This is a genomic window from Pseudomonas sp. FA-1, assembly GCF_056856075.1.
This window is the reverse complement of sequence record NZ_JBWXTH010000010.1, coordinates 42,953-69,566: the sequence shown is the minus strand read 5'-3', so window position 1 is coordinate 69,566 and position 26,614 is coordinate 42,953. Positions and strand designations below refer to the sequence as shown.

General features: G+C 65.0%; 27 protein-coding genes and 1 riboswitch. Of the genes, 6 read left to right on the top strand and 21 right to left on the bottom strand.

Translation table 11 applies throughout. The features are described from left to right. Positions 1–112: 112 nt before the first annotated feature. The gene (locus AC1MHZ_RS18010) at positions 113–1,378 is read left to right on the top strand and encodes an OmpP1/FadL family transporter (RefSeq protein ID WP_084858643.1); all 1,266 of its coding nucleotides are present in this window, start codon (positions 113–115) and stop codon (positions 1,376–1,378) included. 64 nt (positions 1,379–1,442) lie between these two features. Here AC1MHZ_RS18010 and AC1MHZ_RS18005 read toward each other — a convergent pair whose 3' ends face one another. The 16 genes from AC1MHZ_RS18005 to AC1MHZ_RS17930 all read right to left on the bottom strand — a co-directional run bounded on the left by AC1MHZ_RS18005 (position 1,443) and on the right by AC1MHZ_RS17930 (position 17,167). Further along, the gene (locus tag AC1MHZ_RS18005) at positions 1,443–1,994 is read right to left on the bottom strand and encodes a glutathione peroxidase (protein ID WP_084858642.1); all 552 of its coding nucleotides are present in this window, start codon (positions 1,992–1,994) and stop codon (positions 1,443–1,445) included. A gap of 47 nt (positions 1,995–2,041) precedes the next feature. After that, positions 2,042–2,164, bottom strand: a complete 123-nt coding sequence (locus AC1MHZ_RS18000; RefSeq protein WP_301178469.1) for a hypothetical protein — start codon at positions 2,162–2,164, stop codon at positions 2,042–2,044. After that, positions 2,161–3,363 carry an MFS transporter gene (locus tag AC1MHZ_RS17995; RefSeq protein WP_324814987.1) on the bottom strand — a complete coding sequence of 401 codons (1,203 nt, stop codon included), beginning with the start codon at positions 3,361–3,363 and terminating at the stop codon, positions 2,161–2,163. The genes AC1MHZ_RS18000 and AC1MHZ_RS17995 overlap by 4 nt, the downstream gene beginning before the upstream one ends. Before the next feature lie 63 nt (positions 3,364–3,426). Beyond that, a complete protein-coding gene (locus AC1MHZ_RS17990; protein WP_084858640.1) occupies positions 3,427–3,831 on the bottom strand; it encodes a MarR family winged helix-turn-helix transcriptional regulator in 405 nt (134 codons plus the stop codon). Positions 3,832–3,885: 54 nt separating this feature from the next. Further along, on the bottom strand, positions 3,886–5,064 hold the full coding sequence (locus AC1MHZ_RS17985; RefSeq protein ID WP_084858639.1) for a glycoside hydrolase family 5 protein: 1,179 nt from the start codon (positions 5,062–5,064) through the stop codon (positions 3,886–3,888). 390 nt (positions 5,065–5,454) lie between these two features. Beyond that, a complete protein-coding gene (locus AC1MHZ_RS17980) occupies positions 5,455–6,192 on the bottom strand; it encodes an adenosylcobinamide-GDP ribazoletransferase (protein WP_368829875.1) in 738 nt (245 codons plus the stop codon). A gap of 1 nt (position 6,193) precedes the next feature. Continuing rightward, positions 6,194–6,763 (bottom strand): alpha-ribazole phosphatase family protein, encoded by a 570-nt coding sequence (cobC, locus tag AC1MHZ_RS17975; RefSeq protein WP_084858804.1) that lies wholly within the window; start codon positions 6,761–6,763, stop codon positions 6,194–6,196. After that, positions 6,760–7,815 (bottom strand): nicotinate-nucleotide--dimethylbenzimidazole phosphoribosyltransferase, encoded by a 1,056-nt coding sequence (cobT, locus tag AC1MHZ_RS17970; RefSeq protein ID WP_482966743.1) that lies wholly within the window; start codon positions 7,813–7,815, stop codon positions 6,760–6,762. The genes cobC and cobT overlap by 4 nt, the downstream gene beginning before the upstream one ends. Then, positions 7,812–8,333: a bifunctional adenosylcobinamide kinase/adenosylcobinamide-phosphate guanylyltransferase gene (gene cobU, locus AC1MHZ_RS17965; RefSeq protein ID WP_324814973.1), complete on the bottom strand. Its 522-nt coding sequence runs from the start codon at positions 8,331–8,333 to the stop codon at positions 7,812–7,814. Before cobU ends, cobT begins: the two co-directional genes overlap by 4 nt. A gap of 1 nt (position 8,334) precedes the next feature. Further along, complete coding sequence (locus tag AC1MHZ_RS17960; RefSeq protein ID WP_084858801.1) at positions 8,335–9,789, bottom strand: cobyric acid synthase; 1,455 nt, start codon at positions 9,787–9,789, stop codon at positions 8,335–8,337. Then, entirely contained in the window at positions 9,786–10,778 is a 993-nt protein-coding gene (gene cobD, locus AC1MHZ_RS17955; RefSeq protein WP_084858800.1) for a threonine-phosphate decarboxylase CobD, read from the bottom strand. The genes AC1MHZ_RS17960 and cobD overlap by 4 nt, the downstream gene beginning before the upstream one ends. Next, positions 10,771–11,679, bottom strand: coding sequence for an adenosylcobinamide-phosphate synthase CbiB (cbiB, locus tag AC1MHZ_RS17950; protein WP_084858799.1), 909 nt, complete (start codon positions 11,677–11,679; stop codon positions 10,771–10,773). The genes cobD and cbiB overlap by 8 nt, the downstream gene beginning before the upstream one ends. Further along, on the bottom strand, positions 11,676–12,326 hold the full coding sequence (bluB, locus tag AC1MHZ_RS17945) for a 5,6-dimethylbenzimidazole synthase (protein ID WP_084858798.1): 651 nt from the start codon (positions 12,324–12,326) through the stop codon (positions 11,676–11,678). Before bluB ends, cbiB begins: the two co-directional genes overlap by 4 nt. Beyond that, positions 12,323–13,618, bottom strand: a complete 1,296-nt coding sequence (locus AC1MHZ_RS17940; protein WP_084858797.1) for a cobyrinic acid a,c-diamide synthase CobB — start codon at positions 13,616–13,618, stop codon at positions 12,323–12,325. The genes bluB and AC1MHZ_RS17940 overlap by 4 nt, the downstream gene beginning before the upstream one ends. Continuing rightward, on the bottom strand, positions 13,615–14,226 hold the full coding sequence (gene cobO / locus AC1MHZ_RS17935) for a cob(I)yrinic acid a,c-diamide adenosyltransferase (RefSeq protein ID WP_084858796.1): 612 nt from the start codon (positions 14,224–14,226) through the stop codon (positions 13,615–13,617). Before cobO ends, AC1MHZ_RS17940 begins: the two co-directional genes overlap by 4 nt. A gap of 121 nt (positions 14,227–14,347) precedes the next feature. After that, a riboswitch (cobalamin riboswitch) is annotated at positions 14,348–14,571 on the bottom strand. A gap of 52 nt (positions 14,572–14,623) precedes the next feature. Beyond that, on the bottom strand, positions 14,624–17,167 hold the full coding sequence (locus AC1MHZ_RS17930; RefSeq protein WP_482966742.1) for a dermonecrotic toxin domain-containing protein: 2,544 nt from the start codon (positions 17,165–17,167) through the stop codon (positions 14,624–14,626). 156 nt (positions 17,168–17,323) lie between these two features. Between AC1MHZ_RS17930 and AC1MHZ_RS17925 the strand changes: the two genes are divergently transcribed. Next, a complete protein-coding gene (locus AC1MHZ_RS17925) occupies positions 17,324–18,631 on the top strand; it encodes a PQQ-dependent sugar dehydrogenase (protein ID WP_418889828.1) in 1,308 nt (435 codons plus the stop codon). A 242-nt stretch (positions 18,632–18,873) separates the two neighbouring features. Here the strand turns inward: AC1MHZ_RS17925 and AC1MHZ_RS17920 are convergent, their stop codons facing one another. From AC1MHZ_RS17920 to AC1MHZ_RS17900, 5 genes are all read right to left on the bottom strand, one after another. Then, positions 18,874–19,410 (bottom strand): C40 family peptidase, encoded by a 537-nt coding sequence (locus AC1MHZ_RS17920; RefSeq protein ID WP_482966741.1) that lies wholly within the window; start codon positions 19,408–19,410, stop codon positions 18,874–18,876. A 141-nt stretch (positions 19,411–19,551) separates the two neighbouring features. Beyond that, a complete protein-coding gene (locus tag AC1MHZ_RS17915; protein ID WP_482966740.1) occupies positions 19,552–20,190 on the bottom strand; it encodes a C40 family peptidase in 639 nt (212 codons plus the stop codon). A gap of 127 nt (positions 20,191–20,317) precedes the next feature. Continuing rightward, the gene (gene hda / locus AC1MHZ_RS17910; RefSeq protein ID WP_084858700.1) at positions 20,318–21,022 is read right to left on the bottom strand and encodes a DnaA regulatory inactivator Hda; all 705 of its coding nucleotides are present in this window, start codon (positions 21,020–21,022) and stop codon (positions 20,318–20,320) included. Between the two features lie 222 nt (positions 21,023–21,244). Next, the gene (locus AC1MHZ_RS17905; RefSeq protein WP_084858699.1) at positions 21,245–22,318 is read right to left on the bottom strand and encodes an AI-2E family transporter; all 1,074 of its coding nucleotides are present in this window, start codon (positions 22,316–22,318) and stop codon (positions 21,245–21,247) included. Between the two features lie 12 nt (positions 22,319–22,330). Continuing rightward, complete coding sequence (locus AC1MHZ_RS17900; protein ID WP_084858698.1) at positions 22,331–23,389, bottom strand: DUF2066 domain-containing protein; 1,059 nt, start codon at positions 23,387–23,389, stop codon at positions 22,331–22,333. A gap of 341 nt (positions 23,390–23,730) precedes the next feature. Here AC1MHZ_RS17900 and purM point away from each other — a divergent pair, with 341 nt between their 5' ends. The 4 genes from purM (at position 23,731) to AC1MHZ_RS17880 (ending at position 26,609) form a co-directional block, all read left to right on the top strand. Beyond that, positions 23,731–24,789, top strand: a complete 1,059-nt coding sequence (gene purM / locus AC1MHZ_RS17895; RefSeq protein WP_084858697.1) for a phosphoribosylformylglycinamidine cyclo-ligase — start codon at positions 23,731–23,733, stop codon at positions 24,787–24,789. Further along, complete coding sequence (purN, locus tag AC1MHZ_RS17890) at positions 24,789–25,442, top strand: phosphoribosylglycinamide formyltransferase (RefSeq protein ID WP_084858696.1); 654 nt, start codon at positions 24,789–24,791, stop codon at positions 25,440–25,442. The genes purM and purN overlap by 1 nt, the downstream gene beginning before the upstream one ends. An 8-nt stretch (positions 25,443–25,450) precedes the next feature. Further along, a complete protein-coding gene (locus tag AC1MHZ_RS17885) occupies positions 25,451–26,161 on the top strand; it encodes a DUF3108 domain-containing protein (RefSeq protein WP_084858695.1) in 711 nt (236 codons plus the stop codon). Positions 26,162–26,426: 265 nt separating this feature from the next. Then, positions 26,427–26,609: a hypothetical protein gene (locus AC1MHZ_RS17880; RefSeq protein ID WP_324818162.1), complete on the top strand. Its 183-nt coding sequence runs from the start codon at positions 26,427–26,429 to the stop codon at positions 26,607–26,609. The last annotated feature ends 5 nt before the right edge of the window (positions 26,610–26,614 follow it).

Sequence of the window (26,614 nt, the reverse complement as noted above, 5' to 3'; positions counted from 1 at the left end):
TTTGGTCGGATTGTCCTACAAAACCGCGTGAAATGCTGCGATTACCGCTATAGCGCCGCGCGTCATTTGTTGGTAGCTTTTCGCCCCGGAGATCCCAAGGAGTTTCACAATAATGAAAAAAGCAATGCTCAAAACCTCCCTCGGTGTAGCCGTCGCCCTCGCATCCAGCCAACTGTTCGCCGCGGGCTTCGCCCTCAACGAACAGAGTGTCAGCGGCATGGGGACCGGTTTCGCGGGGCGCTCGTCTTCTGCCGAGGATGCCAGCACTGTATTCGGCAACCCTGCCGGCATGTCGCGCCTCAAGCGCGAGCAGATCACCGTTGGGGGTGCAGCGGTCATCGCCAAAACCGATATTTCCGGCCCTGGGAGCAACCTGGGTGGGGAAACCGACGGCGACATGGTGCCGACCGTGGGTGTGCCGATGGGTTACTACGTCAAACCAATCGATGATCACTGGAGCGTAGGTTTCGGTGTTTATGTGCCATTCGGCCTGGTCACCGACTATGGCAGCGATGACGCCGCACGCTACTGGGGCAAGAAGAGCCACGTCGAGGTCATCACCTTCCAACCGACCGTCAGCTATGCCTTCAATGACAAGGTGTCGATCGGTTTCGGCCCGACCATCAACCGTATCAAGGGCGAGTTGGGCTCCAACCTGATCAACCCGTTCACACCCGGCGCCAACGATGGCGAAGTCAAGATCAAGGGCGACGACACCGCTGTCGGCTACAACATCGGTGTGCTGGTCCAGGCCACGGATCGTACCCGAGTCGGCCTGACCTACCATTCGATGGTGGACTACAAGCTCGAGGGCAAGACCCGCGTCAGCACGCCGCTGATCGGCCCTTACGATGGCAGCAAGTTCGACGCCAGTCTGAAGATCAAGACACCGGAATCCGTCGACCTCTCGATTACCCACGAGCTGAACGACCAGTGGACCCTCTACGCGGGCAGTACCTGGACCCGCTGGAGCCGCCTGGAAAACATCACCGTGGAGAACGACGTTCCACCACCGCTGACCGGCTCGCCATTCGATACCATCACCGAAGAGCAGAACTGGCATGACACCTGGGCACACGCCATCGGCGCGTCCTACAAGGTGAACAAGGAGTGGACCCTGCGCGCAGGCTTCTCCGTCGACCAGTCGCCGACCAACAACCATGACCGTTCGCCACGCATCCCGACCGGTGATCGCAAGGCGGTCAGCTTCGGCGCGGGTTGGAGCCCGAACGATGACATGACCATTGACCTGGCCTATTCCTATCTGTGGGAAGAGGACACCAAGGTGAACCAAGTCAGTGCGAGCAAAGGCTCCTACCAAGCCAAGTATGAAAACAGTGCTCACGGGCTCGGTGCTTCGCTCACCTACCGCTTCTGAGTTGTTCGTTTGAATGATCGGGGCTGCTACGTGCCGCGATGGCGCGCGTAGCGGCCCTGATCGCTCATGGCTGGGAAGCGATGGCTTTTTCGATCGCAGCCTGGAATGCCGGGTCGTCAGGCTTGGTCAGGCTGGAAAAGTTGGCGATCACCTTACCCCGGCGATCGACCACGTACTTATAGAAATTCCATTTCGGCGCACTGCTCTGGCGCGCCAGTTCACTGAACAGCGGCACCGCATCCTTGCCCCGCACCGCCTGGGCCTTGGTCATGGTGAAGGTGACGCCGTAGTTGGCATAACAGACTTTGGCAGTCTTCTCGCTGTCGGCATCTTCCTGCTTGAAATCGTTCGACGGCACGCCGAGCATTTCCAGGCCTTGCTCGTGATATCGCTTGTACGTGGCCTCCAGTCCTTCGAACTGCGGAGCGAAGCCACAATAGCTGGCGGTGTTCACCACCACCAAAGGTTTGCCGGCGAAGCGCTGGCATAGGTCGACCTGCTCCCTGCCGCGCAGTTCGGGCAGGCTGCCCTGCAACAACGCCGGGCAGTCCGCCGCCCAGCTCGAGGTGGCAGCGGCCAGGGCCAACAACGGGAAGGCAAGCCAGCGTACATGCATCGTTCGGTACTCCTGCAAAATGAAATCCTTGCCTTGCAGGGTAGCGCCTAACAGGCGCCTATGCCCAACTGCATCAACGCCAGCCCGCCCTCGTGCCAACCCCACCAGGCCAATGCCAGCACCAGCAGCGCCGCCGCCGCCAGCAGCCAGCGCCCCCATGAACGGCTCATGCGGCCTGGGCCTGCAGGCGTGCGACCGGGCGCTCGCGCACCGGCCAGCTGAGGGCCGCAGCCATCAGGCTGAGCAGGATCGAGATCTGCCAGACCAGCTCATAGCTGCCGGTCCGGTCATACACCACGCCGCCCAACCAGCCCCCGAGGAAGGCCCCCAGCTGGTGGAACAGGAAGACGATGCCGCCGAGCATGGACAGGTTGCGGACGCCGAACACCGTGGCCACCGTGCCATTGGTCAGGGGTACCGTGGACAGCCACAGCAGGCCCATGGCGATGCCGAACAGGTAGGCACTGGCCTGGGTCACCGGCGCCCACAGGAACAGCACGATCACTACCGCCCGCAACAGGTACAGCCCTGTTAGCAGGCGCGGCTTGGACATGCGCCCGCCCAGCCAGCCGGCAGTGTAGGTGCCGACGATGTTGAACAGCCCGACCAGCGCCAGCACGGTGGTACCGGTGGTGGCCGGCAAGTGCTGGTCCACCAGGTAGGCTGGCAGGTGCACGCCGATGAACACCACCTGAAAGCCGCAGACGAAGAAACCCAGGGCCAGCAGCCAGAAACCCGGATGCGAACAGGCTTCGTGCAAGGCCTGGCCAAGGCTCTGTTCGGTACCGTGGCTGGGCAACGGGCGGTCTTTCAGCATGCCCACGAATGGCACGATCAGCGCCACCAGCAAGCCCAGCACGAGCAAGGCCGCCGACCAGCCCAGCCACTGAATCAGGCCGAGGGTGCCCGGCAGCATGGCGAATTGGCCGAACGAGCCGGCGGCACTGGCGATCCCCATGGCCAGGCTGCGCTTTTCCGGCGGCACCGCACGCCCCACGACCCCGAGCAGGACTGAGAAGGAGGTGCCGGACAGCCCGATGCCGATCAGCAGCCCGGCACTGAGCGACAGCGACCAGGCCGAATCGGCCATCCCCATCAGAATCAGGCCTGCGGTGTAGAGGATGCCGCCGATGATCACCACCCGTGCCGCCCCCAGGCGGTCTGCCAGGGCTCCGGCGAAGGGCTGGGCCAGGCCCCAGATCAGGTTCTGCAAGGCAATGGCGAAGGCGAATACCTCACGCCCCCAGCCGAACTCGGCGCTCATCGGCGCCAGGAACAGGCCGAAGCCGTGCCGCACCCCCAGGGACAGCGCCAAGATCAGCGCCGCGCCCAACAATACCCACCCGCTGGTTCGCCATACCGAAGTCATTGTGGTTATCTCCAGCACATCGCAAGGTTATGCGGGTATATACCCGCTTTTAATCGAAGGGCTTTACGCCAAACGTTCCAATAGCCGCACCAATACATCCCGCTGCCCTTCCCCCAAGCGCTCCACAAGCTCGCGCTGGGCCTGCTCCCAGGCCGGATGCGCGGCCTGCAGCAAGGCTTTGCCTGCCGCGGTCAGCAACACCAGGCGGTTGCGCTGGTCATCGCCATCGGCCAGGGCCACCCACCCTTCGGCCTCCAGCACCCGCAGGTTTCGCCCCAAGGTGCTGCGATCCAGGCCCATGGCCTCGGCCAGGGTAGTGATGCTTGGCCGGTCGAGCCGCTGCAGATGACGAAGCAGGGAAAACTGCGCGACATTGACGCCGAAACCCACAAGGGCCTCGTCGTAGTGCCGGCTCACCCCACGGGCAGCGCGGCGCAGATGGGTACAGATGCATTCGCTGGTCAACATGGTTACGTGTATATACCCGCACCCAATATGTTGCAAGGCATTTCGCGCGTCCGGTCAGCGAGCCAGGCGTTGGCGGATCGGTTCGAATTCAGCCGTGGCCTGCCGCACCAGCGGGTCCGGCTCGCCCTTGTCGATAGCCTGCCAGTAGCGCCAGGGCACCTTGGCCGACCCCAGCTCGTAGTCCATGCCGTCCCAGTTGTCCTCGCGAAAACTGTAGAAGGCCCAATGCAGCTTGTTCTGGTCCAGGACGGTGAGCACATCCTCCAGGTACTGCTTGCACCCCGCGAGCTGGCGCATGCAGCCGAACTCGCCCACCACCAGGCGCGACCGCGGAATCTTCATGGCATCCACCCAGGCCAGGGGTTGCTGCAGGTACTCGGCCACACGTTCAGCCCCCCAGTGCTCACGCTTGCCGCCGAAAGGCGCAGGCCCCGGATAGGGTATCGGCTGCTTGCGGGCCATGTTCGGCGCACTGGTGGCTTGATAGGGCTCGTACATATGCAGGCTGTAGAGCACCCGGGCATCCTGCAGCGGCGCCGGCCAGTAGCCGAAGGCGTCGGCGGCGGCGTACCAACCGGCATCGAGCATGACCGGGGTGACGGTGTCGACCTCACGGATGGCCGCCACCACCTGACGATAGAACGCAGGCAGGTCGCGCGCACTGCCTTGCGCCTGGGCATACCACTGGCGCATGCGCCCGGGCTCGGCGTGCTCGGCCAGGCCGCCTCGCATTTCCGGAGCGGGCTCATTGATCAGGTTATAGGCCGCCACGGCCGGGTGGCCCTTGAGCGCAAGCGCCAGGTCGCGCCAGAAATCGGCGGCCTGGGCCCAGTAGGCCTTGTCTTGCCAGAGACGGTCGTCGAATGTGCCCTGGTTGTTCTGCGCCCAGCGCATGCCCGGCAGCGAAAGCGGCGCGATCACGACCTTGAGCCCGGCGGCGTGGGCATTGTCCAGGGTGGCCTTGAGACTTGCCAGGTCGGCAGCGACGAGGCCCTTGTAGGCATCGGCATCGCCCATCAGGAAGTCACGCCGCTCGGGCTTCCATTTGTCGTAGGAAAGCCGAACCCAGGTGGCGCCGTAGCCTTTGAGCGCCTCGAAGTACGCCTGGTCAGGCGGGAGTCGGTTGAAGCTGTTGCCGCCGTGACGTGGCGTGTCCCAGAAATCGATGAGGTCGGCTGCCACGCTGGGCAGGCTGGCCAGCGCGAGGGCGCTGGCGAGTATCCAGTGGCGCATGCGAAGGCTCCCTGGTCGGTTGAGAAGCCCGTGAGCATACGCCTGCCTTGGCTGGGAAACCGTTCAGGTACGTTGCGGGAAGTTGCAGGGTGCCTGCGTTTAAGAAGGCAGTGTCTGAAAGATCGAGCGCCGCCCGCGCGGCGCATCGCGAGCTGCGCTCGCTCCTACGTTTGTTTCGGGCCAATTATTCCTGGGGGATTTTCGCGCGGGCGCCTTGGGGCATGACGCAATATCGTGCCGTACGAACCAGGCGGTCGCGCGCGCCTGTCACAGGCGTTACTGGCCGAAAAAAACGTAGGAGCGAGCGCAGCTCGCGATGCGCCGCGCGGGCGGCGCTCGATCTCACCGGCACCGAAACGGCTACGCCGAACACTTTGACGCCCCAACACTTCACCGGCTGAAAAATGCCAACCCAAGCACCACCGCCAGCTCTACCAACTCCAGCAAGGCCCCCGCCGTATCTCCCGTCGTGCCTCCCAGGCGCCGACACATCAGCCGCCGTCCCCACGCGAAGACCAGCACCGCCAGCAGCAACACCCCGAACACCTGCCACCCGCCGAGCAGCACCGCAGCCAGCGAGGTGCCCGCCAGCACCCAGGCCGCGGCCACTTTCGGCAGGTGATCGGCCAATGCCTGCCCCAGCCCACCCGGGCGCACGTAAGGGGTGCCCATGAACAACCCCAGCAGTGCCGCCCGACCTACCACCGGCGCCAGCACCAGCGACGCACCGGCGCCCTGCTCCACCAGCACCCACAGCGCACAGAACTTCAACAACAGGACCAGCACCAGCGTGACCACGGCGATGGGGCCGCTGCGTGGGTCCTTCATGATTCGCAGGGTACGCTCGCGGTCGCCGAAACCGCCCAGCCAGGCATCGGCACTGTCGGCCAGGCCATCCAGGTGCAAGGCACCGCTGAGCATCACCCACAGCGTCAACAGCAAGGCCGCGTGCAGCGGCGCGGCAGTGCCTTGCAACAGGTGGCTGGCCAGCCATAGCACCACGCCGAACAGCAGACCGACCAGAGGGTAACAGAGCAGCGAACGGCCTACCTGCCGGGGCTCCGGCATACCCGGCAGGCGCACGGGCAGGCTGCTGAGAAATTGCAGGGCGATCCACAACGGCGACATGTCAGGCCTCCTCGCGCAGCTGGCCATCGGCCGCCAGGACAAGGCGCACCAGCGCCCCGTGCCCGACCTCCACCTGCAACAAATGCTCGCGCGGCAAGCCTCGGGCCTGTGCCAGCAGCAGGCGCATCACGCCACCATGGGTGATCAGCAGCACGCGCTTGCCGGCATGCTGGCGACCAAGGTTCTCCATGGTCGCCAACACCCGCTCGGCAAACGCGCCCACCGGCTCGCCGTTGGGCGGTGTGAAGGCATAGGGGTCGGCCCAGAAGCGGCCCAGCGCATCGGCCTGGTCCTGCATGATCTGCGCGGCGCTGCGCCCTTCCCAGTCGCCGAAATGCAGCTCACGGACACCTGCCTCGCACTGCACCGGCAAGGCCAGCCGGGCACCGAGCTGCTCGGCGAACCGGGCACAGCGGCGCAATGGCGAGCTGACCAGGGCATCCCAAGGGCCGGCCTGGGCCACCGCCGCATGCATCTGTGCCCAGCCGCGCTCGGTCAGGTCATCGTCCAGGCTGCCGCGCAGGCCGCCACCCTGTTCGGTCTCGCCGTGGCGCAGCAGGTCGATGATCATGCCGGGCGATCCGCCACCGCGGCCTCGGCAAAGGTCGCCATCTGCCCGTGCAGGGCGCAGGCCAGGCGCATCAACGGGACCGCCAACGCGGCACCGCTGCCTTCGCCCAGGCGCAGGCCCAGGGCCAGCAGCGGGCTCGCCTCCAGGGCTTCGAGCACCGCCCGGTGGCCCGGCTCCGCGCCTTGGTGGGCGAACAGCAGCCAGGGACGGCATTGCGGGTTCAGACGCACAGCCACCAGGGCAGCGACGCTGCAGATGAAACCATCCACGAGCACGGCCACCCCCTGCTGTGCGCATGCCAGGTAGGCCCCTGCCAGGGCGGCGATCTCGAAGCCGCCGACACAGCCCAACGCCTGCAGCGGGTCGTCGGCACGCAGCCCGTGCAACACCAGGGCACGCTCGATCACCTCGGCCTTGTGACGCACGCCGACCGGGTCCAGGCCGGTGCCCGGGCCACTCAGCTCACGGGCCTGGCAGCCAAGCAGGGTACTGGCCACCGCTGCGGCGGCGGTGGTATTGCCGATGCCCATTTCGCCACCGATGAACAACCGGGCACCTTGCCCGGCTGCCCGCAGGGCGCTGTCACGCCCGGCACCGAGAGCAGCCTGCAACTGTGCGTCGGTCATTGCCGGCTGACGGGCAAAGTTGGCTGTACCGGCGCCCAGGCGCAGGTGATGAACACCTGGCAGCGCCAGGCCAAGATCGATGGTGCCCAGGTCGACCACCTCCAGGCTGGCCCCCAGCTCGCGCGCCAGCACGCTGATCGCCGCGCCCCCGCCGACGAAGTTGTGCAGCATCTGCCCCGTCACGGCTTGGGGATAGGCCGAAACCCCCTCCTCCACCAGACCATGATCACCCGCGAAGATCGCGATGCAGACTTGCTCGAGGGATGGCCGCTCGCAGCCCTGCAAGCCGGCCAAGTGCACGGCCAGGCCTTCCAGCTGGCCAAGCGAGCCCGCAGGCTTGGTCAACTGTCGCTGGCGGGCACGGGCCTGCTCCATGGCGGCGGTATCGAACGGTTGGCAGGGGGCGCTCCACCAGGGTTGGTTCATAGGGCGGGTCCTTTGAGCATGAGGGGAAGGCCGGCGACCGTCAGCACCACGCGCTCGCAGCGCTCGGCCACGGCCTGGTGCAGCCAGCCGGCCAGGTCGACATAGCGGCGGGTCAGCTCGCCCATGGGCACGACGCCCAGGCCGGTTTCGTTGCTGACCAGGATGAGGGTGCCGGGCAGCGTTTGCAGGCAGTCGAGCAGTGCATCGCGCTCATGGGCCAGGCGCTGGTCGTCTTCGAGCATCAACAGGTTGGTCAGCCACAGGGTCAGGCAATCCACCAGCAGGCAACGCTCAGTATCCGCCTGCGCACGCAGCACCGAGGCCAGGGCCAGGGGTTCCTCGACCAGCCCCCATTCGCTGGGTCGGCGCTGGCGATGCAACTGCACACGTTCGTTCATCTCGCCATCGAGCGGCTGGCTGGTGGCGATATAGGTGACCGGCAGGCCGCTGGCCACGGCCAGCTGTTCGGCCAGGCGGCTCTTGCCGGAGCGGGCACCGCCGAGGATCAGGTTGCGCATCTCAGGCGACTCCACACAGTTCACGCAGGCGCGTGGTGTCCAGGTGGCGTTCCACCAAGTCGGCCAGGCGTTCGATATCCCGTTCGCGCAGGGCTTCGTAGTCGATGGCCTGGGCGTCTTCCAACCCAGCCCAGCGCAGCAGCGCGGCGCACGAGTGGCTGCCTTCGAACAGGCCATGCAGGTAGGTGGCGAGGATCTGGCCATCGGCACTGATTGCGCCATCGCAGCGGCCATCGGTCAGCTGAACCGCCGGGTATTCCAGCGCCGGGCCACGGGTGACGCCGGCGTGGATCTCATAGCCACTGACCGTGGCCTGCTCCAGGCCCAAGGTGCCGCAGACATTACGCAACTGTTTTTCGGCCTCCAGCACGGTGGCGTAGTCCAGCAGCCCGAGCCCGGGGCTGGAGCCGGCGGCGCCTTCCAGGCCGAGCGGGTCATGCACCTGCTGGCCGAGCATCTGCAGGCCACCGCAGATGCCGATCAGCTTGCCGCCGTAGCGCAGGTGACGTGCGATGGCAGCGTCCCAGCCACGCTCGCGCAGTTGCGCCAGGTCGCCGCGCACGCTCTTGGAACCCGGCAGGATGATCAGGTCAGCCGGTGGAATCGGCTGCCCGGGGCCGATGAACTGCAGATCGACCTGCGGGTGCAGACGCAACGGGTCGAAATCCGTGTGATTGCTGATGCGCGGCAGCACCGGCACGATCACCTTGAGCAGGCGCCCTTGCTGGGTGGACTGGCGCACATCGATGGCGTCCTCGGCTTCCAGATGCAGGTCGGTGATGTAGGGCAGCACCCCCAGCACGGGTTTGCCGGTACGTTGCTCCAGCCAGTCAAGGCCCGGTTGCAGCAAGGCGATATCGCCGCGGAAACGGTTGATGACGAAGCCCTTCACCCTGGCCTGCTCGCTCGGCGACAGCAATTCGAGGGTGCCGACCAGGTGAGCGAAGACCCCGCCGCGGTTGATGTCAGCTACCAGGATCACCGGGCAGTCCACAGCCTCGGCGAAGCCCATGTTGGCGATATCGCCGGCGCGCAGGTTGATCTCCGCCGGCGAGCCCGCGCCCTCGACCATCACGACCGGGTAGACGGCGCTCAGGCGCTGGTGGGAGGCCAGCACGGCCTGCATGGCGATGGCTTTGTAGTCGTGGTAGGCCACCGCATTCATGCAGGTCACTGCACGGCCATGGACGATCACCTGGGCCCCGGTGTCGCTGTTGGGCTTGAGCAGCACCGGGTTCATGTCGGTATGCGGCGCCAGCCGGCAGGCCTGGGCCTGTACCGCCTGGGCGCGGCCGATCTCGCCGCCGTCGGCGGTCACCGCGCTGTTGAGCGCCATGTTCTGCGGCTTGAACGGCACCACGCCGATCCCCTGGCGCAACAGCCAGCGGCACAGGGCGGTGACCAGCGTACTTTTGCCTGCATCGGAGGTGGTGCCTTGCACCATGAGCGTGGTCATGCCGATTCCTTCTGGTAGTCGGCCAGGGCCTGGTGCAGGCGCTGCTCATCCGCAGCGTTGGCAGGCAGGCCCAGGCGCACGGCCGCTGGCTGCTCGAACAGGCGCACCAGGATGCCGCGGCGGGCGAGGAAATCCTGCAGGTGCGCGGCCCGCTCGGTGCGCACGTACTGGAACAGGTCGCAGCCGCCCACGGGCACAAGGCCCGCATCGGCCAGCAGTGCAGCCAGGCGCTGGCTGGCCTGTGCGCAGCGGGCGATCTGCAGCGCATGGGCCGCGCCATCGCTGAAACAGGCCTGCCCCAGCACCCGGGTGGGCCCGCTGATGGTCCAGGGCCCGAGCAGCTCGGCCAGGCGCTGCAACAGTGCCTGCTCGGCCATCACGAAGCCCAGGCGCACGCCGGCCAGGCCGAAAAACTTGCCGAACGAGCGCAGCACGACCAGCCCGGGGCGCGTGGCGCATCCGACCACACTGTGGGCAGGCGTGTTGTCCATGAAGGCTTCGTCGACCACCAGCCATCCGCCACGCCGCGCCAGGCGGGAATGCCAGTCGAGCAGGCGCTCGCGCTCGATGCGCCGCCCCGTGGGGTTGTTGGGGTTGACCAACACCAGCACATCCAGGCTGTCGAGCATCTGCTCGACCTGCCCTTCGTCCAGTTCGACCAATGAATGCCCTGCTCGTCGCCAGGCATGGGGATGCTCGGCGTAGCACGGCCAGAGCACACCGACCCGCCCTGCCGGGCGCAGGCAGGGCAAGGCCTGGATCGCGGCCTGGGAGCCAGCGACCGGTAACAGTTCGGCCGCGCCGTAATAGGCGCGCGCGGCCTGCTCCAGGCCGTCCTCGGATTCCGGCAGGCGCGCCCAGGCGTCCAGCGGAATCGGTGGTATCGCATAGGGCCAGGGCGCGATGCCACTGGACAGATCGAGCCAATCTTCACGGGCGATGCCGTATCGGCGCACTGCGCGCAGCAGGCGACCACCGTGTTCAAGCATTCCAGTAGGCTCCCAGGCACATCAACAACAGCCATAGCCACACGCCCCGCTGGACCAGGCTCCAGCCACGCTCGATGGCGTCGGCATCAGCCATGGGCCCCTCGCCCAGGCGCGGGCGCTCGTGCAGCTCGCCGTGGTACACCGCCGGGCCACCCAGCTCTACGCCCAAGGCGCCGGCACCGGCGGCCATCACCGGGCCTGCGTTGGGGCTGTCCCACAGCGGTGCCTGGTTGCGCCAGCAGGCCAAGGCCAGGCGGGTCTTGCCCAGCAGCGCGTAGGTCAGTGCCACCAATCGGGCAGGCAGATAATTGAGCCCATCGTCGATACGCGCCGCGGCCCAGCCGAAGCGCTCGAACCGTTCGTTACGATAGCCCCACATGGCATCGAGGGTATTGCTCAGACGGTACAGCACCACCCCGGGAGCGCCGGCCACGACGAACCAGAACAAGGCGGCGAACACCGCGTCGCTGCCGTTTTCCAGCACTGATTCGGTGGCCGCGCGAGCCACGGCGGGCTCGTCCAGCTCGCGGGTTTCGCGGCTGACCAGGTAACCCACGCGCCGGCGTGCCTCGCCCAGGTCACCGCGGCGCAAGGCCTCGGCTACAGGCAGCACATGCTCGCCCAGGCTGCGCAGACCCAGGGCACAATACAGCGCCAGCACATCCACCAGCCAGCCGATACCCGGCAGCCAGGAGAGGATCAGCACCAGCAACGTCAGCGGCACCACGGCCAGGAACCAGGCGCTGACGCCATGGCTGCGCCAGCCCCGCCCGCCCGCATTGAGGCGCTGTTCCAGGCGCGAAGCGAAGTTGCCGAAGGCCACCAACGGGTGACGCCGCCTCGGTTCGCCCAGCAAGGCATCCAGGGCCACGCCGGCCACGGTCAGCAAGGCCACGCTCATCGGCGTTCTCCCCATTGGTTCTCGTAGAGCATTTCGCTCAAGGGTCGCTCCTGCGCCCATTGCTCCAGCACCAGCATCGGTGCCGGGTAGAACTCCACCACCGGGCCCAGGCATAGCACCGCTACCGCCTTGGCCCCGGCCGGCATACCCAGCAGCTCGCCCAGGGCCTGGGGGTCGAACAACGACACCCAGCCCATGCCCAGGCCTTCCGCGCGGGCCGCCAGCCACAGGTTCTGGATGGCGCAGGCCAGGGACGCCAGGTCCATTTCCGGCAAGGTCCGCCGGCCGAAGACGTGGGCTTCGCGGTGGTCCATCAGCGCGGCCACCAGCACTTCGGCACAGTCCTGGATGCCTTCGACCTTGAGCTTCATGAATTCATCGGAGCGCTGACCCAGGGCCTGGGCGGTACGCTCACGCTCCTGCTCCACCAGCGCCTGGATACGCGCACGCAGCGCGCGTTCGCTGATACGAATGAAGCGCCACGGCTGCATCAGGCCGACGCTGGGGGCCTGGTGGGCCGCGGCCAGCAGGCGGGCGAGCAGCTCCGGAGCCACCTCGCCGCCGGCGAAATGGCGCATGTCGCGGCGCTCGCCGATGGCGCGATAGACCGCAGCGCGCTCGGCATCGGAGAAGGCATGCTCGCTCATGGTCGCAGCAGCGCCGCCGCCGCGTCGGGGTTGGAGGGGAAATAGAAGTGCACGTAGGACGCAGTCAGGCGGCCGATGCGATACACCGCCTCGTTGCCACGCCCGCCGTTGGGGCTTTGCCCACGCGCGATCGGCTCGAGCGCGGTCGTGGTCAGGGAATGATGGTAGGTATGGCCACGCAAGGTGCCTTCGGGCAGCTCCACCGCTTGCAGGGCCAGGGCTGCCAGGCGCTTTTGCATCACCGCCTCGCCCGGCAGCAGGCCGAGCAGCTCAGCCCGCTCGCCGGCCACGTCGGTCAGGGCGTCGAGCAGGTAGAGCATGCCGCCGCATTCGGCCAACAAAGGTTTGCCCTGGGCGTGGTGGGCGCGGATCGCCTCCAGCATCGGTGCGTTGCCGGCCAGGGTGCGGTGGTGCAGCTCCGGGTAGCCGCCGGGCAGGTAGAGGCTGTCGACCGGCGGCAGCTCAAGGTCATGTACCGGTGAGAAGAACAGCAGTTGCGCCCCCAATCGGCGCAGCAGGTCGAGGTTGGCCCCATAGGTGAAGGCGAAGGCTTCGTCCCGGGCGACGCCAATACGCACGCCGGCCAAGGTCGCGGCGCTGGCCGCAGGCACAGGCGCGTCGAACGCCACCGGTGGCGGCAAGGCGGCGTCACAACTGGCACCCAGGGCATCGGCGGCAGCATCCAGGCGCATGTCCAGGTCGTTGAGTTCGCTGGCCTGGACCAGCCCCAGGTGGCGGCTGGGCAGCTCGATGCCGCGCTCGCGGGATAAACCGCCGTACCAACGCAGGCCCTCGGTCAGGCTGCCTTCGAGCAATTGTGCGTGGCGCAGGCTGCCGACCCGGTTGGCCAGCACCCCGGCAAAGGGCAGGTCGGGCTGGTAGCGCGCCAGGCCCAGGGCCAGGGCGCCGAAGGTCTGGGCCATGGCGGTGCCATCGATCACCGCCAGCACCGGCACGCCGAAATGACGTGCCAGGTCAGCGCTCGACGGGGTGCCATCGAACAACCCCATGACCCCTTCGATCAGGATCAGGTCGGCCTCACCCGCCGCCTCCCAGAGCAGGCGCCGGCTTTCCTCGGCGCCGATCATCCACAGGTCGAGCTGGTACACAGGTGCGCCGCTGGCGCGTTCGAGGATCATCGGGTCGAGAAAGTCCGGCCCGCACTTGAAGACCCGGACCTTGCGGCCCAGGTTGCGGTGCAGGCGCGCCAGGGCGGCGGTGACCGTGGTCTTGCCTTGGCCGGACGCCGGTGCCGCGATCAGCACCGCCGGGCAGTGCCGGACCTGGTTCATAGCTCCACGCCCTTCTGGGCGCGGATTCCGGCCTGGAAGGCATGCTTGACCACACCCATCTCGGTGACGGTGTCGGCCAGCTCGATCATCTCCGGCTTGGCGGCACGGCCGGTGACGATCACATGCTGCATCGGCGGGCGCGCCTGGATGTCGGCCAGTACCTGGTCGAGGTCAAGATAACCGTGCTTGAGGGCGATGTTCAGTTCATCGAGCACCACGAACTGCACCGAAGGGTCCTGCAACATCTGGCGCGAAACCGCCCAGGCGGCTTCGGCGGCGGCGATGTCGCGCTGGCGATCCTGGGTTTCCCAGGTAAAGCCCTCGCCCATCACGTGGTAGCGCACCTGTTCGGGGAAGCGGCGGAAGAACAGCTCTTCGCCGGTGCTGTTGCGGCCCTTGATGAACTGCACCACGCCACACTGCATGCCGTGGCCCAGGGCACGGGCGAGCATGCCGAAGGCCGAGCTGCTCTTGCCCTTGCCGTTGCCGGTGAGCACCAGCAGCAGGCCACATTCGTTGGGGGCATTGGCGATACGTTCGTCGATGATCGCCTTCTTGCGCTGCATGCGCGCCAGGTGACGTTCGTCGCGCTCGGTGGAATCGCTCATCAGGGTTCTCCGCAGGCTGTCGCCGCGCATGGGGCGACGACAGGTCGATAGGCAGGCAGCCGGAGAACGCGCAGGAGCCGTGGCAGACGCGCCACGGTGCACCGCGCATCACCCTCCGTGATGCCGTTGGCAGTGACAGGCCGGTCTCCGGGCTCGTGAGCGGGGCCTTGGACCCCTGTACCGCGCGCCTTCCCGGGGCATGTCCCCAGTGGCCCTGCGCGGCTTTTGACTCACCTACCGTTGCGGGGGCAGCGCCGGAATCGCGCCTTTGCTGGCGCCCACCGGCTTCCCAGTTTCACCCTGCCCAGCGTTAGCTGGCAGGGCACCTGAAACACGTCGCGAAGGTTAGAGGGTTGGATCGGGAGCGTCAAATGAAGCGAGGCTCCCGACACTTTACTCAAGGCGCAAAGAACCGATCTACCAGATGAGGCGCCCCCAGACGCTCTACATAGGCACCTCTGTCGAACGGCTCACCGCTGCGCAGATCGTACACCGGACCGCTTCGAGGCTTGCCTACCTGTTTGATCCTGACATTGACGAAGCGGAAGTCCACGCCGGTGATTTCACTGATTTCATCGATCTGGAAATACGCTCCCGGCAGGAAAAGGGTCTCGGCTTCATCATAATGCGACGAGAACGGCGCGATCGGCCTGCCGCTGTGGTAGCGTCCGGCCGGTAGCTCGAACACCACGGAGGTATCATCGAAGACACCCTCCAGGCCTTGAGGCGAAACCTTGTTCGTATCGGCTGAGAATTTACGGATGATGTAGGGATTTTCGGTGAAAGACGTCAGGTCGGTATTGACCAGGATGTCACCTTTTTTGAAACGCCCGCTGCGAAAGTGAATGCCACTGGTACCGCGCTCACCGCATCCCCCCCGATACAGGGGGACTTCGGCATCGACCGGCAATCTTTCCAGGGCGTCGGCGAGCTTGTCCAGATAGCTGACTTCATCCGCATAGTTGAAATTCCGTACCCCCTGGCGCAGATAGTCATTGATACCGTCATCCATGGTGTAGAGATCGATCAGGTGATTCCTGAAACGTCCATCGTGCTTGTAGGTATAGGTGCATGCGCCATGCTCGTCGACATAGTCGAACCCCTCCTCATCGACCAATGGTTCGGCGTCGCTTGCAAGTTCAGGGATGTCGCTCTGCTCGAGCAGGCTGGTCTGACGTGCCAGCGCGGCATCGGACAAGACCTCGCTGCGCTGCTCATCGGTGAGCATGTATTCATCCCAAAAGGCGGAGGGTTGTGGGGCGAGCCCATCTCCCGGTACCCCACCTGCCAGACGCGGCGGGCCCAGCAGTTCCCATTCGCCTACATCGTTCAGCCGCACGGGGCGTATCGGCCCGAAGGCGAATGGGTTGTCAGGCGGCACGATAAGCCAGGTTTTCAGTTCAGTGCTGTAGCGCACGCGATAGGGCCGACCCTGCAGATCGATCCAGCATTCACCTTTGCTATCCAGGCGGATACCGCGTAACGCCTGGCGGCCTTGCTGCAGGCCATCCAGGGTTTCTTTCGCTTCCCGGGCCTCGAGCAAGCCTTGGGGATGGGCAACCGGCTGCCAGTCGGCCAGCGATGCCTGCGTTTCATGGAATGGTGCGCGGTAGTTCAAGGTGGCATGGCTGGCACCGAAGCCGAGTTCGATCATGTTCAACGCGGCGAAGATCGAATCGATGATCGCCCCGCGCAGCGCATCTTGCCGGGCCTGGCGGCTGCGCGCATGGGCAGCCGCATCCACCTCCAACCAGACCTTGGTCACCGATGCCGCCAGCAGTGCCAGGCTGATGCCGGTCGACAACGGCACCAGCAAGGCGCCAACCTTGATAAAGGCTGCGAGATAACCGGTGAGCATGGCCTTGCGTAATCGCTGGTTGTCGACCATCAGCTTGGCGTTGTGGCGCATGTCGCTCCTGGCATCCTCCACCAGCTGACTGAACAGGTTGCCGCTGCCCGGCGTGCTGTATCGCTGGAGCAACTTCAAGGCTGCGGCATCGCTGGAGCTATCGGCGAGCTGTCGCAGGGCGTCCTCGGCCGCTTCATGGCCATCGCTCAAATGCTCATCGGCAACCACCGCTGCCCTGAGTCGCTGCATGCCCTCGGTAGTGGTGGCCCAACCACGCAACCAGTGCGTCATGGCCTGCTCCGAGGCAAACGCTCGCAAGGCCTGATCGTCGTAAGGCATGTACAGCCATACGCGCCCGCTGGTCGGGCGCAGGATGTACAGGCAGGCCCTCCCTACACTCGGGCGATAGACATTGATGTGCATCTCCCCTTCCCCTGCCGCCTTGCGCAGCAGCTCGAGCGTCGGGGCTCGCTCGGCAGATGCAAGAACGCTCGAAACGAGTGCACGAACCTGCCTGGCATCCTGTGCCGTGAGTCTTCCGGCCCGCTCGGCCTCCTTGCATTGGGCCAACAGGGTGATCTTGGCCAATACCCGGAAATCGTCGGTGCGCACTTTCCAGAACGTCTCTACTTCGTCACGCACGACCTGGGCGAAGTCCAGATTCCAAAAGTCCTTCTGGACATCCCGTGCCAGCATGGGCACCTCGTTGCGCTCGTCGAACCGCTGCGCATGCGGTCCCTGGGAGTAGAAACCGCCGTACAAGTCCAGCTCGTCCGTGGCGTCCTGAAAGCCGACATCGAAGCGCTCGATCATCAGTTCAGTGAAACGCCTGGTCTTGATAGGGCGTTGGTAGTGCGCCCAGCCCGTGTAGCTCCGGCTGCTTGAGGCTGCATCGGTGAATTGGTGCCACCAGACCTGGTCCGGGTTCCATACCTTGCCGGTATGGCGCCGCAGGATCTTGTCGGCGTGGCGCCGGGCGAGTCGACAGGGGTCGGGAAAGTGGTCCAGGAAATCGTCAGCCAGCTGTGCCAGCGCACGTCCGGTGCCGAGCACTTCGAGGTTGTGCAGTAACGCCTGTTGGATGTCATGCATGGGGTAAGGTCCGTGGTGGTCTGGAGCCCACCAGGGTTGTCAATGCCCCGTTCAGCCGGTGGTAGATAGGTCTCGGCATGCTGCGAATGAACCTACTCGGACGCATCCGACTCTCAATTTTCACAAGCTCCGTTGAGGATTCCGAGCATGGACAGGATGCGAACTTCGATACTGCTGGCCCTGTTCTTCAGCCTGGGCGCCTGCGGCGAGTCCGCTCGCCTGGATATCAGCGCCGGCAGTGGCCCTTCACCACAATTGCCGGAGCCACGAAAGACGCTGCTCCCTACCGTGAACATCGCGCCCGCCATCGGCTGGCCAGAGGGTGCCAAACCCAAATCGGCTACCGGTACGCAGGTGGTCGCCTTCGCCAGAAACCTGGACCACCCGCGCTGGCTCTATGTGCTGCCCAACGGCGATGTACTGGTGGCAGAGACCAACGCCCCGCCCAAGCCCGAGGATGGCAAGGGGATTCGCGGCTGGGTGATGCGCAAGGTCATGGAGCGCGCTGGCGCTGGTGTGCCCAGCGCCAATCGCATCACTCTGCTGCGCGATGCCGATCATGATGGCGTTGCGGAGATCCGTACGACCTTCATCGAAGGGCTCAACTCACCGTTCGGTATGGCGTTGGTGGGCAAGGACCTGTATGTCGCCGATACCGACCGGCTGCTGCGCTTTCATTATGAGCCGGGCGCCATGCAACTGCGCCAGGAAGGCCGCAAGGTGGTGGACCTGCCTGGCGGCCCGTTGAATCACCATTGGACCAAGAACGTGATCGCCAGCCGCGACGGCAAGAAGCTGTATGTCACGGTCGGCTCCAACAGCAACGTGGGCGAGAACGGGCTGGACAAGGAACAGGGTCGGGCAGCGATCTGGGAGGTTGACCCGGCCGATGGCGAACATCGGATCTTCGCCTCAGGCCTGCGCAACCCCAACGGGTTGGCCTGGGAGCCGCGCACAGGGGTGTTGTGGACAGCGGTCAACGAGCGTGACGAGATCGGTAGCGACCTGGTGCCGGACTACATCACCTCGGTGAAGGATGGCGGGTTCTATGGCTGGCCGTACAGCTACTACGGCCAACATGTGGACTTGCGGGTCGAGCCGCAGGACCCGGCGAAAGTCGCGCAGGCGATCGTGCCGGATTATGCGGTGGGGCCACACACGGCGTCGCTTGGGCTTGAGTTCGCCCAGCCGGGGGTGTTACCGGCGCCGTTCGAACAGGGGGCGTTCGTAGGGCAGCATGGCTCTTGGAATCGCAAGCCGCACAGTGGGTACAAGGTGATTTTCGTGCCGTTCAGTGATGAGGGGAGGCCTGCCGGAAAGCCGGTGGATGTGTTGACGGGGTTCGTCGACAGCAAGGGCAAGGCGATGGGGCGGCCTGTGGGCGTGATCAATGATGGGCGTGGCGGGGTTTTGGTGGCGGATGATGTGGGGGATGTGGTTTGGCGGGTCAGTCGAGGGTCTTGAGGGCTTGGGCACGTCTCAGCCGTGCAAATACGGCCCAGGCTCCGCTTGCTTCATGGAGGGGCTCCAGCGTTTGAGAGCTTGGGGCTGCTTTGCAGCCCATCGCAGGCTGTCGCCAGCTCCCACCGAGGTTGCGCCGCTCTCAAGACTTGCGAAAGCCCTGTGGGAGCCGGCTTGCCGGCGATGGGCTGTACAGCTGCCTCACAAATCTGAGGTCATTACCGTTGGATAAACAACGCCAGCCCTCAAGGATTCTGCGCCAAATGCCCCGCCGTCAACACTCGCTTGGCCTGCAGGTACGCCCGCGCCCAATAGCTGTTGGATAGATAATCCAACCGCACCGTCCCGCCGCTGGAAGGTGCATGCACGAACCGCCCCTCTCCCACGTAGATCCCCGCGTGGCTGACCTGCGAGCCGCCACCGGTGGCGAAGAACACCAGGTCACCCGATTGCAACGCATTGATGTCGACATTAGGCGCCCGCATCACGATCATTTCACGCGTCGACCGCGGCAGCTTGATCCCCGCCGCATCCCGGTACACATAACCGATCAACCCACTGCAATCGAACCCCGAGTCCGGCGTATTGCCACCCCAGCGGTATGGCGTGCCCACCAAACCGATGGCGCGGAACAATACATCCTCCGCCACGGGGGAAAAAGCAGGTTGCAGGTTGAACGTTACCGTCGGCTTGGCCACCGGTGCAGGTACCGGGGCCCGGCTCGAGCAGGCCGCGAGCAATGCCGCCAGGGAAAGGAATGCGAAGCGCGCCAACATCGCCATGGTCAGAACATCCTGTCTGGAACCGTCCGGCCGCAGCCGAAGCCAAAAGAGTTGAGGAATTAGATTAGACGCTTTCTATAAATGCGCACGGCGGCAAGCTTTTTCAGCATCGCCGCCGCGGCAGGGTACAGCATTTTGATATCAGTTGCGCGAGATCGTGGTCGGCGCCATGGCCAAGGCGCGCTTGGCCTCGATGAAGGTCTTGCTCCAGTAGCGATCGCCCAGGTTGTCGATGCGCACACCACCGCTACGGCGGCTGCTGGAGTGGATGAACTGGTTGTCACCCAGGTAGATGCCGGCGTGGCTCACTCGGCCGCGGCCGTTGGTGCTGAAGAACAGCAGGTCGCCTGGCTTGAGCTTGTTGCGGGCAACCTTTGGCGCGTCGACGTTGATCATCTCGCGGGTCGAACGCGGCAGTTTCACGCCTGCTTCCTCACGGAACAGGTAGCCAATGAAACCACTGCAGTCGAAACCGGACTTCTCCGAGGTACCGCCATAACGGTAACGGGTGCCGATCAGCGACATGCCACGCTCCAGGATACTGTCGGCCAGGGCCGGCAGCTCATAGGGCTTGCTGTTGCTGGAAAAGGCTTCCAGGTCGTCTTCAGTGGCCACCGGCTCTTCACCGAAAACGGAAGAGGCAGATGGCTTGATCAGCTCGGCGGTATGCGCGGCGAGCGATTGTTGATCCTGTGGCTGGGAAACAGGGCCTTGGGAGGCGCAGCCAAAAAGCAGGGTCACGAGTGCAAATGGCACGAGGGGTGCGAAGCGCGTCAGCATGGGCACGACCGTGTCTGTAATCCTTTAGAAGGGGGAAACTATGCCCTCTATCATGGCCATTTGCAAATTTTATCGAAAAAAATGTGACTTTTCTGTTTTCAGGCTCTGGGGCGCTGTTTTCAGGGTGCTACCAACCCAGGGTTTCCTTGAGGAACGGGATGGTCAGCTTGCGTTGCGCCTGGAGAGAAGCCTGGTCGAGACGCTCGAGCAGATCGAACAGCGCACTCATGCTTCGAGCGCCACGGGTGAGGATGAAATGGCCGACTTCGTCGGTCAGGTGCAGGCCGCGGCGCGAGGCCCGCAACTGCAAGGCGCGCAGCTTGTCTTCGTCGGACAGGCCGCGCATCTGGAAGATCAACGCCAGGGTCAAGCGCGACTTGAGGTCGGGCAACTTGATCGGCAGCTCGCGCGGTGAGCTGGACGCTGCCAGCAACAGGCGCCGGCCACTGTCACGCAAGCGGTTGAACAAGTGGAACATGGCCTCTTCCCAATCGGCCTTGCCGGCGATCACGTGCAGATCGTCGATGCACACCAGTTCGTATTGCTCCAGGTAATCGAGCAACGTCACGCCACGGTCGAGCAATTGTGCCAGGGGGAGGTAGACAGCCGGTTCGCCCAATTGCTGGAAACGGTGGGTCGCGGCCTGGAGCAGGTGCGTACGACCAACACCCTGCTTGCCCCATAGATAGATGAGGCTCTCGGTCCAGCCGGCGTCGGCTTCGCAAAGCCGTTCGACGTAACCCAATGCCGCGGCATTGGCGCCCGGATAGTAGTTGATGAAGGTGGCGTCATCGCGCAGACGCACACCCAGGGGCAACTGGATCGGTTTCATGCTGGCTGGCGGTCGCGAGGACCACAGGGGGCCTTTGGTGAACAGTGTGCAAAGTCTATACCCGCAACGCGGACGGCACAATCTGTGAGGGTAATAGGGCAAGTAAAATCAATGGGTTGCATGACATTTTGGCCTTGCCGGCACGGTTGCATGACAAGGGCTTCGCCCTTGATCGCGCGGCAAGCCCGCGCCTATAAGGGCCGCGACGCGGCCCCTGCCCTGCTAAAGCTTCGGGTCGATATCCCCGGCGTACATGTCCGACTCCTTGTAAAGGTCATGCACATGCCGCAGCAATACCATGATCACCGCCGCCACCGGCAAGGCCAGCAGCACGCCGGTGAAGCCGAACAGCTCGCCACCGGCCAGGATCGCGAAGATCACCGCAACCGGGTGCAGGCCGATACGGTCGCCTACCAACAGCGGCGTCAGCACCATGCCTTCGAGCGCCTGACCGACCATGAACACTGCGACGATGCCGAGCATCGCGTAGGGGTCGCCGCCGAACTGGAACAGGCCCGCGACCAATGCCGCGCCGATACCGATGATGAACCCCATGTACGGCACGATGGCCGCAAGCCCGGCCAACAGGCCGATCAGTAACCCCAGCTCCAGGCCCACCAGCATCAGGCCGCCGGCGTAGATCAAGCCAAGCGCCAGCATCACCAGCAGCTGGCCGCGAACGAACGCCCCCAGCACCTCATGGCACTCCCCCGCCAGGCCCATGACCTGCGCTTCGCGCTGGCGAGGCAGCAGGCTGCGCAGCTTGGCCATCATCACGTCCCAATCGCGCAGCAAGTAGAACCCCACCACCGGGATCAGCACCAGGTTGGCCAGCCAGGCGAGCAAGGCCAGCCCCGACGCCGTGGCCTGGGACACCACCACGCCGACAATATCGGTGGTCTGGCCCATGTGCGCACCAATGGCGGCCTTGATCTTGTCGAATCTCCAGAAGCCATCGGCCAGGCCCAGCCGGCCCTGCACCCAAGGCAGGGCCACATGCTGCAGCCAGTCGAGCATCTGCGGTGCCAGTTCGTACAAGCGCACCAACTGCTTGGCCAACATCGGCACCAACACCAGCAGCAAGGCAAGGAACAGCAGGGCGAACAGACTGAACACCACCACCACGCCCCAGGTCCGAGACAGCCCCAGGCGCTCCAGGCGATCGACCAGCGGGTCGGCCAGGTAGGCGAGCAGGATGCCGACCAGGAACGGCGACAGGATGTTATGCAGGCAATAGAGGAGCACGGCGACCAGCAACGCCACACCCAGCCACGCCCAACGGCGCATATCGATCATGCGTTGCACTCCCTACCAGCGAAAGCGCAGGCCGTCGAACGGCTTGGGCGCAGCCGGCTGGGGCGTGCCCGGTGGCTGCGGCGCCGCAACGGCATCGGGCAGCGGCGCAGGCGCCTGCTCGGGCGGCAGCTCCTGGAGCTTGGCCAGACCCAACTGGGCGCGCAGTTGTTCGCGGTTGCCGGTGACGCTGTAGGTCAGGGTGTCGCCTTCGGCCTGGCGCAGGCGTGGGCCGTAAGGCTCGAGCACGCGGCCGAGCTCGGCATAGCGCTGCAGGTTCATGCTCTGCACCTGGATCTGCAACTGGCTGCTGGCCCCCGGGCGGGTGACGTAGCGGGGGGCCAGCCGACTGCTGACCGCCAGCATCACCGCATCGGCCAAGGCTGCCTGGTCGGCGGCCTCGACGCTCCCCTGCTCGCGCTGGTCGCCCAGCCACAGCTGCCATTTACCCCGCCACTTGCCGTCCGCTTCCTGGGCATGCACCGCCAGCATGGCATCGGCATTGTAGCGTTCGGACGCTTCGCGCAAGGGCGCCGGGTCGTTGCCCTCCAGTTGCTTGGCGTCAGCCACCAATTGTTCCTGCAGGTCGCCCAGCGGCAAGCGCAGCGGCAGGCCGCGATGCTGGGCGGCACGGCGCAACGGCCCGGCGGCCGACTGCCCGTCCCCCACCAGGTTGCTGCCCTCGACGCTGTCGTTCAGCCACCAGCCGAGGATCGATGGCCGGTTGCTGCCCCACAGGGCCAGCCCGGCCTGGCGTAGGGCGCGCTCGGTACTGCCAGGGTCGAACTCCACCACCAGGGTTTCGGGCGGGCCCGCCTCGGTGCCGACCTGGTTGATGATTTGCTGTGGATCTTTGTGCAACGCCGCAAGGCCTGGGCTCTGGGCCGCCTTGGGGTCGCCGGTCAGACGCAGTACCAGGGTGTCCAGGGCTCTGCCGGTGGCCTGGGCGCGGGCTTCGCTGCCCTGCCCGTCGATAGGCTCACGGACTTGGTAGAGCCCGGAGACGGTTTCGGCCTGTGCAACGGCACTGCCCACGACCAGGCAAGCGACCGCCAGGTGATTGAGAAAACGCATGGAGGATTCCTGTCCAGATGACCAAGGGGCGCCGGGCCCCGACCTGCCGTTGTGACCCCGGCACGGCGCAAAACGCTCCGCCGTGCCAGCCGATTCGTCCCACCGCCATTCCTATTACCTTATACAGGCACCGCCCCGGCAACCAGTCGCAGCCTGTGAAAGGATGTTTTTTGCCAGATTCACGCCCTGCCCGTCGGCCTGAGGATGGCCGCTGCCCGGCAACCCTGATAAAATCGCGCGCCTTCGCAGACCAGTGACGTACAGGCAGCCGCCGCCCTTCGAGCCGGCCTTGGCCGTCGCGGTCGTTTTCCCGAATCCCTCCCTCCTAAAGGCCTGGATCAATGAGCAAGCAACCCTCCCTGAGCTACAAGGACGCCGGTGTAGACATCGACGCCGGCGAAGCACTGGTCGAACGCATCAAGGGCGTGGCCAAGCGCACCGCACGCCCTGAAGTCATGGGTGGCCTGGGCGGCTTCGGCGCCCTCTGCGAGATCCCGGCCGGCTACAAGCAGCCGGTTCTGGTCTCCGGCACCGATGGCGTGGGCACCAAGCTGCGCCTGGCGCTGAACCTGAACAAGCACGACAGCATCGGCCAGGACCTGGTCGCCATGTGCGTCAACGACCTAGTGGTCTGCGGTGCCGAGCCGCTGTTCTTCCTCGACTACTATGCCACCGGCAAGCTCAACGTCGATGTAGCCGCCACCGTGGTCACCGGAATCGGCGCCGGCTGCGAGCTGGCCGGCTGCTCCCTGGTCGGTGGTGAAACCGCCGAAATGCCAGGCATGTACGAGGGCGAAGACTACGATCTGGCCGGCTTCTGCGTCGGCGTAGTGGAAAAGGCCGAGATCATCGACGGCTCCAAGGTCGCCACCGGCGATGCCTTGATTGCCCTGCCGTCCTCCGGCCCGCACTCCAACGGTTACTCGCTGATCCGCAAGATCCTCGAAGTATCCGGCACCGACATCGAGAACACCCAGCTCGACGGCAAGCCACTGGCCGACCTGCTGATGGCGCCGACCCGTATCTATGTCAAGCCGCTGCTCAAACTGATCAAGGACACCGGTGCGGTCAAGGCCATGGCCCACATCACCGGCGGCGGCCTGCTGGACAACATCCCACGCGTGCTGCCGGCCAATGCCCAGGCCGTGATCGACGTGGCCAGCTGGCAGCGTCCGGCGGTGTTCGACTTCCTGCAGGAAAAAGGCAACGTCGACGAGCACGAGATGCATCGCGTCCTGAACTGCGGCGTCGGCATGGTCATCTGCGTGGCGCAAGACAAGGTCGACACTGCCCTGCGCGTGCTGCGTGACGCTGGAGAGCAGCCATGGGTCATCGGCCAGATCGCCGAGGCGCCGGCCGGTGCCGCCCAGGTCGAGCTGCAGAACCTCAAGGCGCACTGATGCCAAGCAAGACCTGTAATGTCGTGGTACTGCTGTCGGGTTCCGGCAGCAACCTGCAAGCACTGATCGACGCCAACCGTGGCGACGCTAGCCCCGTACGCATTCGCGGCGTGATTTCCAATCGCGCCGACGCCTACGGCCTGCAACGCGCCCAGGCGGCCGGCATCGAAACCGCTGTGCTCGCGCACGGCGACTTCGAGGGCCGCGAAGCCTTCGATACTGCGCTGATGGCGCTGATCGACGGCTTCGAGCCGGACCTGGTGGTGCTCGCCGGCTTCATGCGCATCCTGAGCGGCGGGTTCGTCCGCCACTACCAGGGCCGTCTGCTCAACATCCACCCGTCGCTGCTGCCCAAGTACAAAGGGCTGCACACCCACCAGCGGGCACTGGAAGCGGGCGACGCGGAGCATGGTTGCAGCGTACACTTCGTCACCGAGGAACTCGATGGCGGCCCCTTGGTCGTACAGGCAGTGGTACCGGTTGAGCCAGGCGATACACCCGACAGCCTGGCCCAGCGTGTTCATCGCCAGGAACACCAGATCTACCCGCTGGCGGTGCGCTGGTTCGCCGAAGGACGCTTGCGTCTGGGCGAACAGGGTGCATTACTGGATGGCCAGCCCTTGGCGGCCAGCGGTCATTTGATTCGACCCTAGGAGAATTTATGCGTCGCGCCCTGCTCTTGGCTCTCGCTGTACTCGCCCTGCCGCTCCAGGCAGCTGATCTGAAGCCTTTCTCGGCCAGCTACACCGCCGACTGGAAGCAGCTGCCCATGAGTGGCACCGCCGAGCGCAGCCTGGTGAAGAATGCCAACGGTACCTGGGACCTTAATTTCAAGGCTTCCATGATGATCGCCAGCCTGACCGAACAAAGCACCCTGCGCCTGGACAACGACACCCTGCTGCCGCAGAAGTACCACTTCGAACGTGGCGGCCTGGGCAAGGCGAAGAAGGTCGACCTGACCTTCGACTGGAACAGCAAGAAAGTCACCGGCTCCGACCGTGGCGATGCCGTCAGCCTGCCGCTCAACCGTGGTGTGCTGGACAAATCCTCTTATCAGCTGGCCCTGCAGCATGATGTGGCCGCCGGCAAGAAGAGCATGACCTACCAGGTGGTCGATGGTGACGAGATCGACACCTATGACTTCCGCGTGCTCGGCACCGAGAAAGTCACCACCAAGACCGGCCAGGTCGATGCCGTGAAGGTCGAGCGCGTGCGCGATCCGAGCCAGAGCAAGCGCATCACCGAGCTGTGGTTCGCCAAGGACTGGGACTACCTGCTGGTGCAACTGCGCCAGGTCGAGACCGATGGCAAGGAATATGTGATCGTGCTGCAGGACGGTACGGTCGATGGCAAATCGGTGAAGGGCAACTGACCACCATTGCCTGCAATACCCGAGAGCCCCGCTTGATGCGGGGCTTCTTTTTGCCTGGGATTTGTCGCTGCCTGGGCCGGCCCTATCGCGGGACAAGCCCGCTCCCACAGATTTTGCCGCTGTAGGCCTATGGGCTTGTTCCGCGAGTAGGCAGCCCAGGATGAAACTTGTTTCATCGTCGTTTTAATTTACTTAGCCTGCTAACAAACTCTATAAAAGAGACCTGCGACACGTTGCCGCAGCCAATCGAAAGTGGAGTTTACCGATGACAGTCCAAGTAACCGAACGCGACGAATCGAAAATGTCCCACGAAAGCCAGGCCCATGGCCTGCGGATCTGGGACGTGCACCAGCAAGGCGAACTGGTGGGCATGTTCCACTCCGAACAGGAGGCCCAGCAATATCGCAGCGAGCTGGAATGCCTGGAGAACCAGCGCACTACGCAGTGACCTCA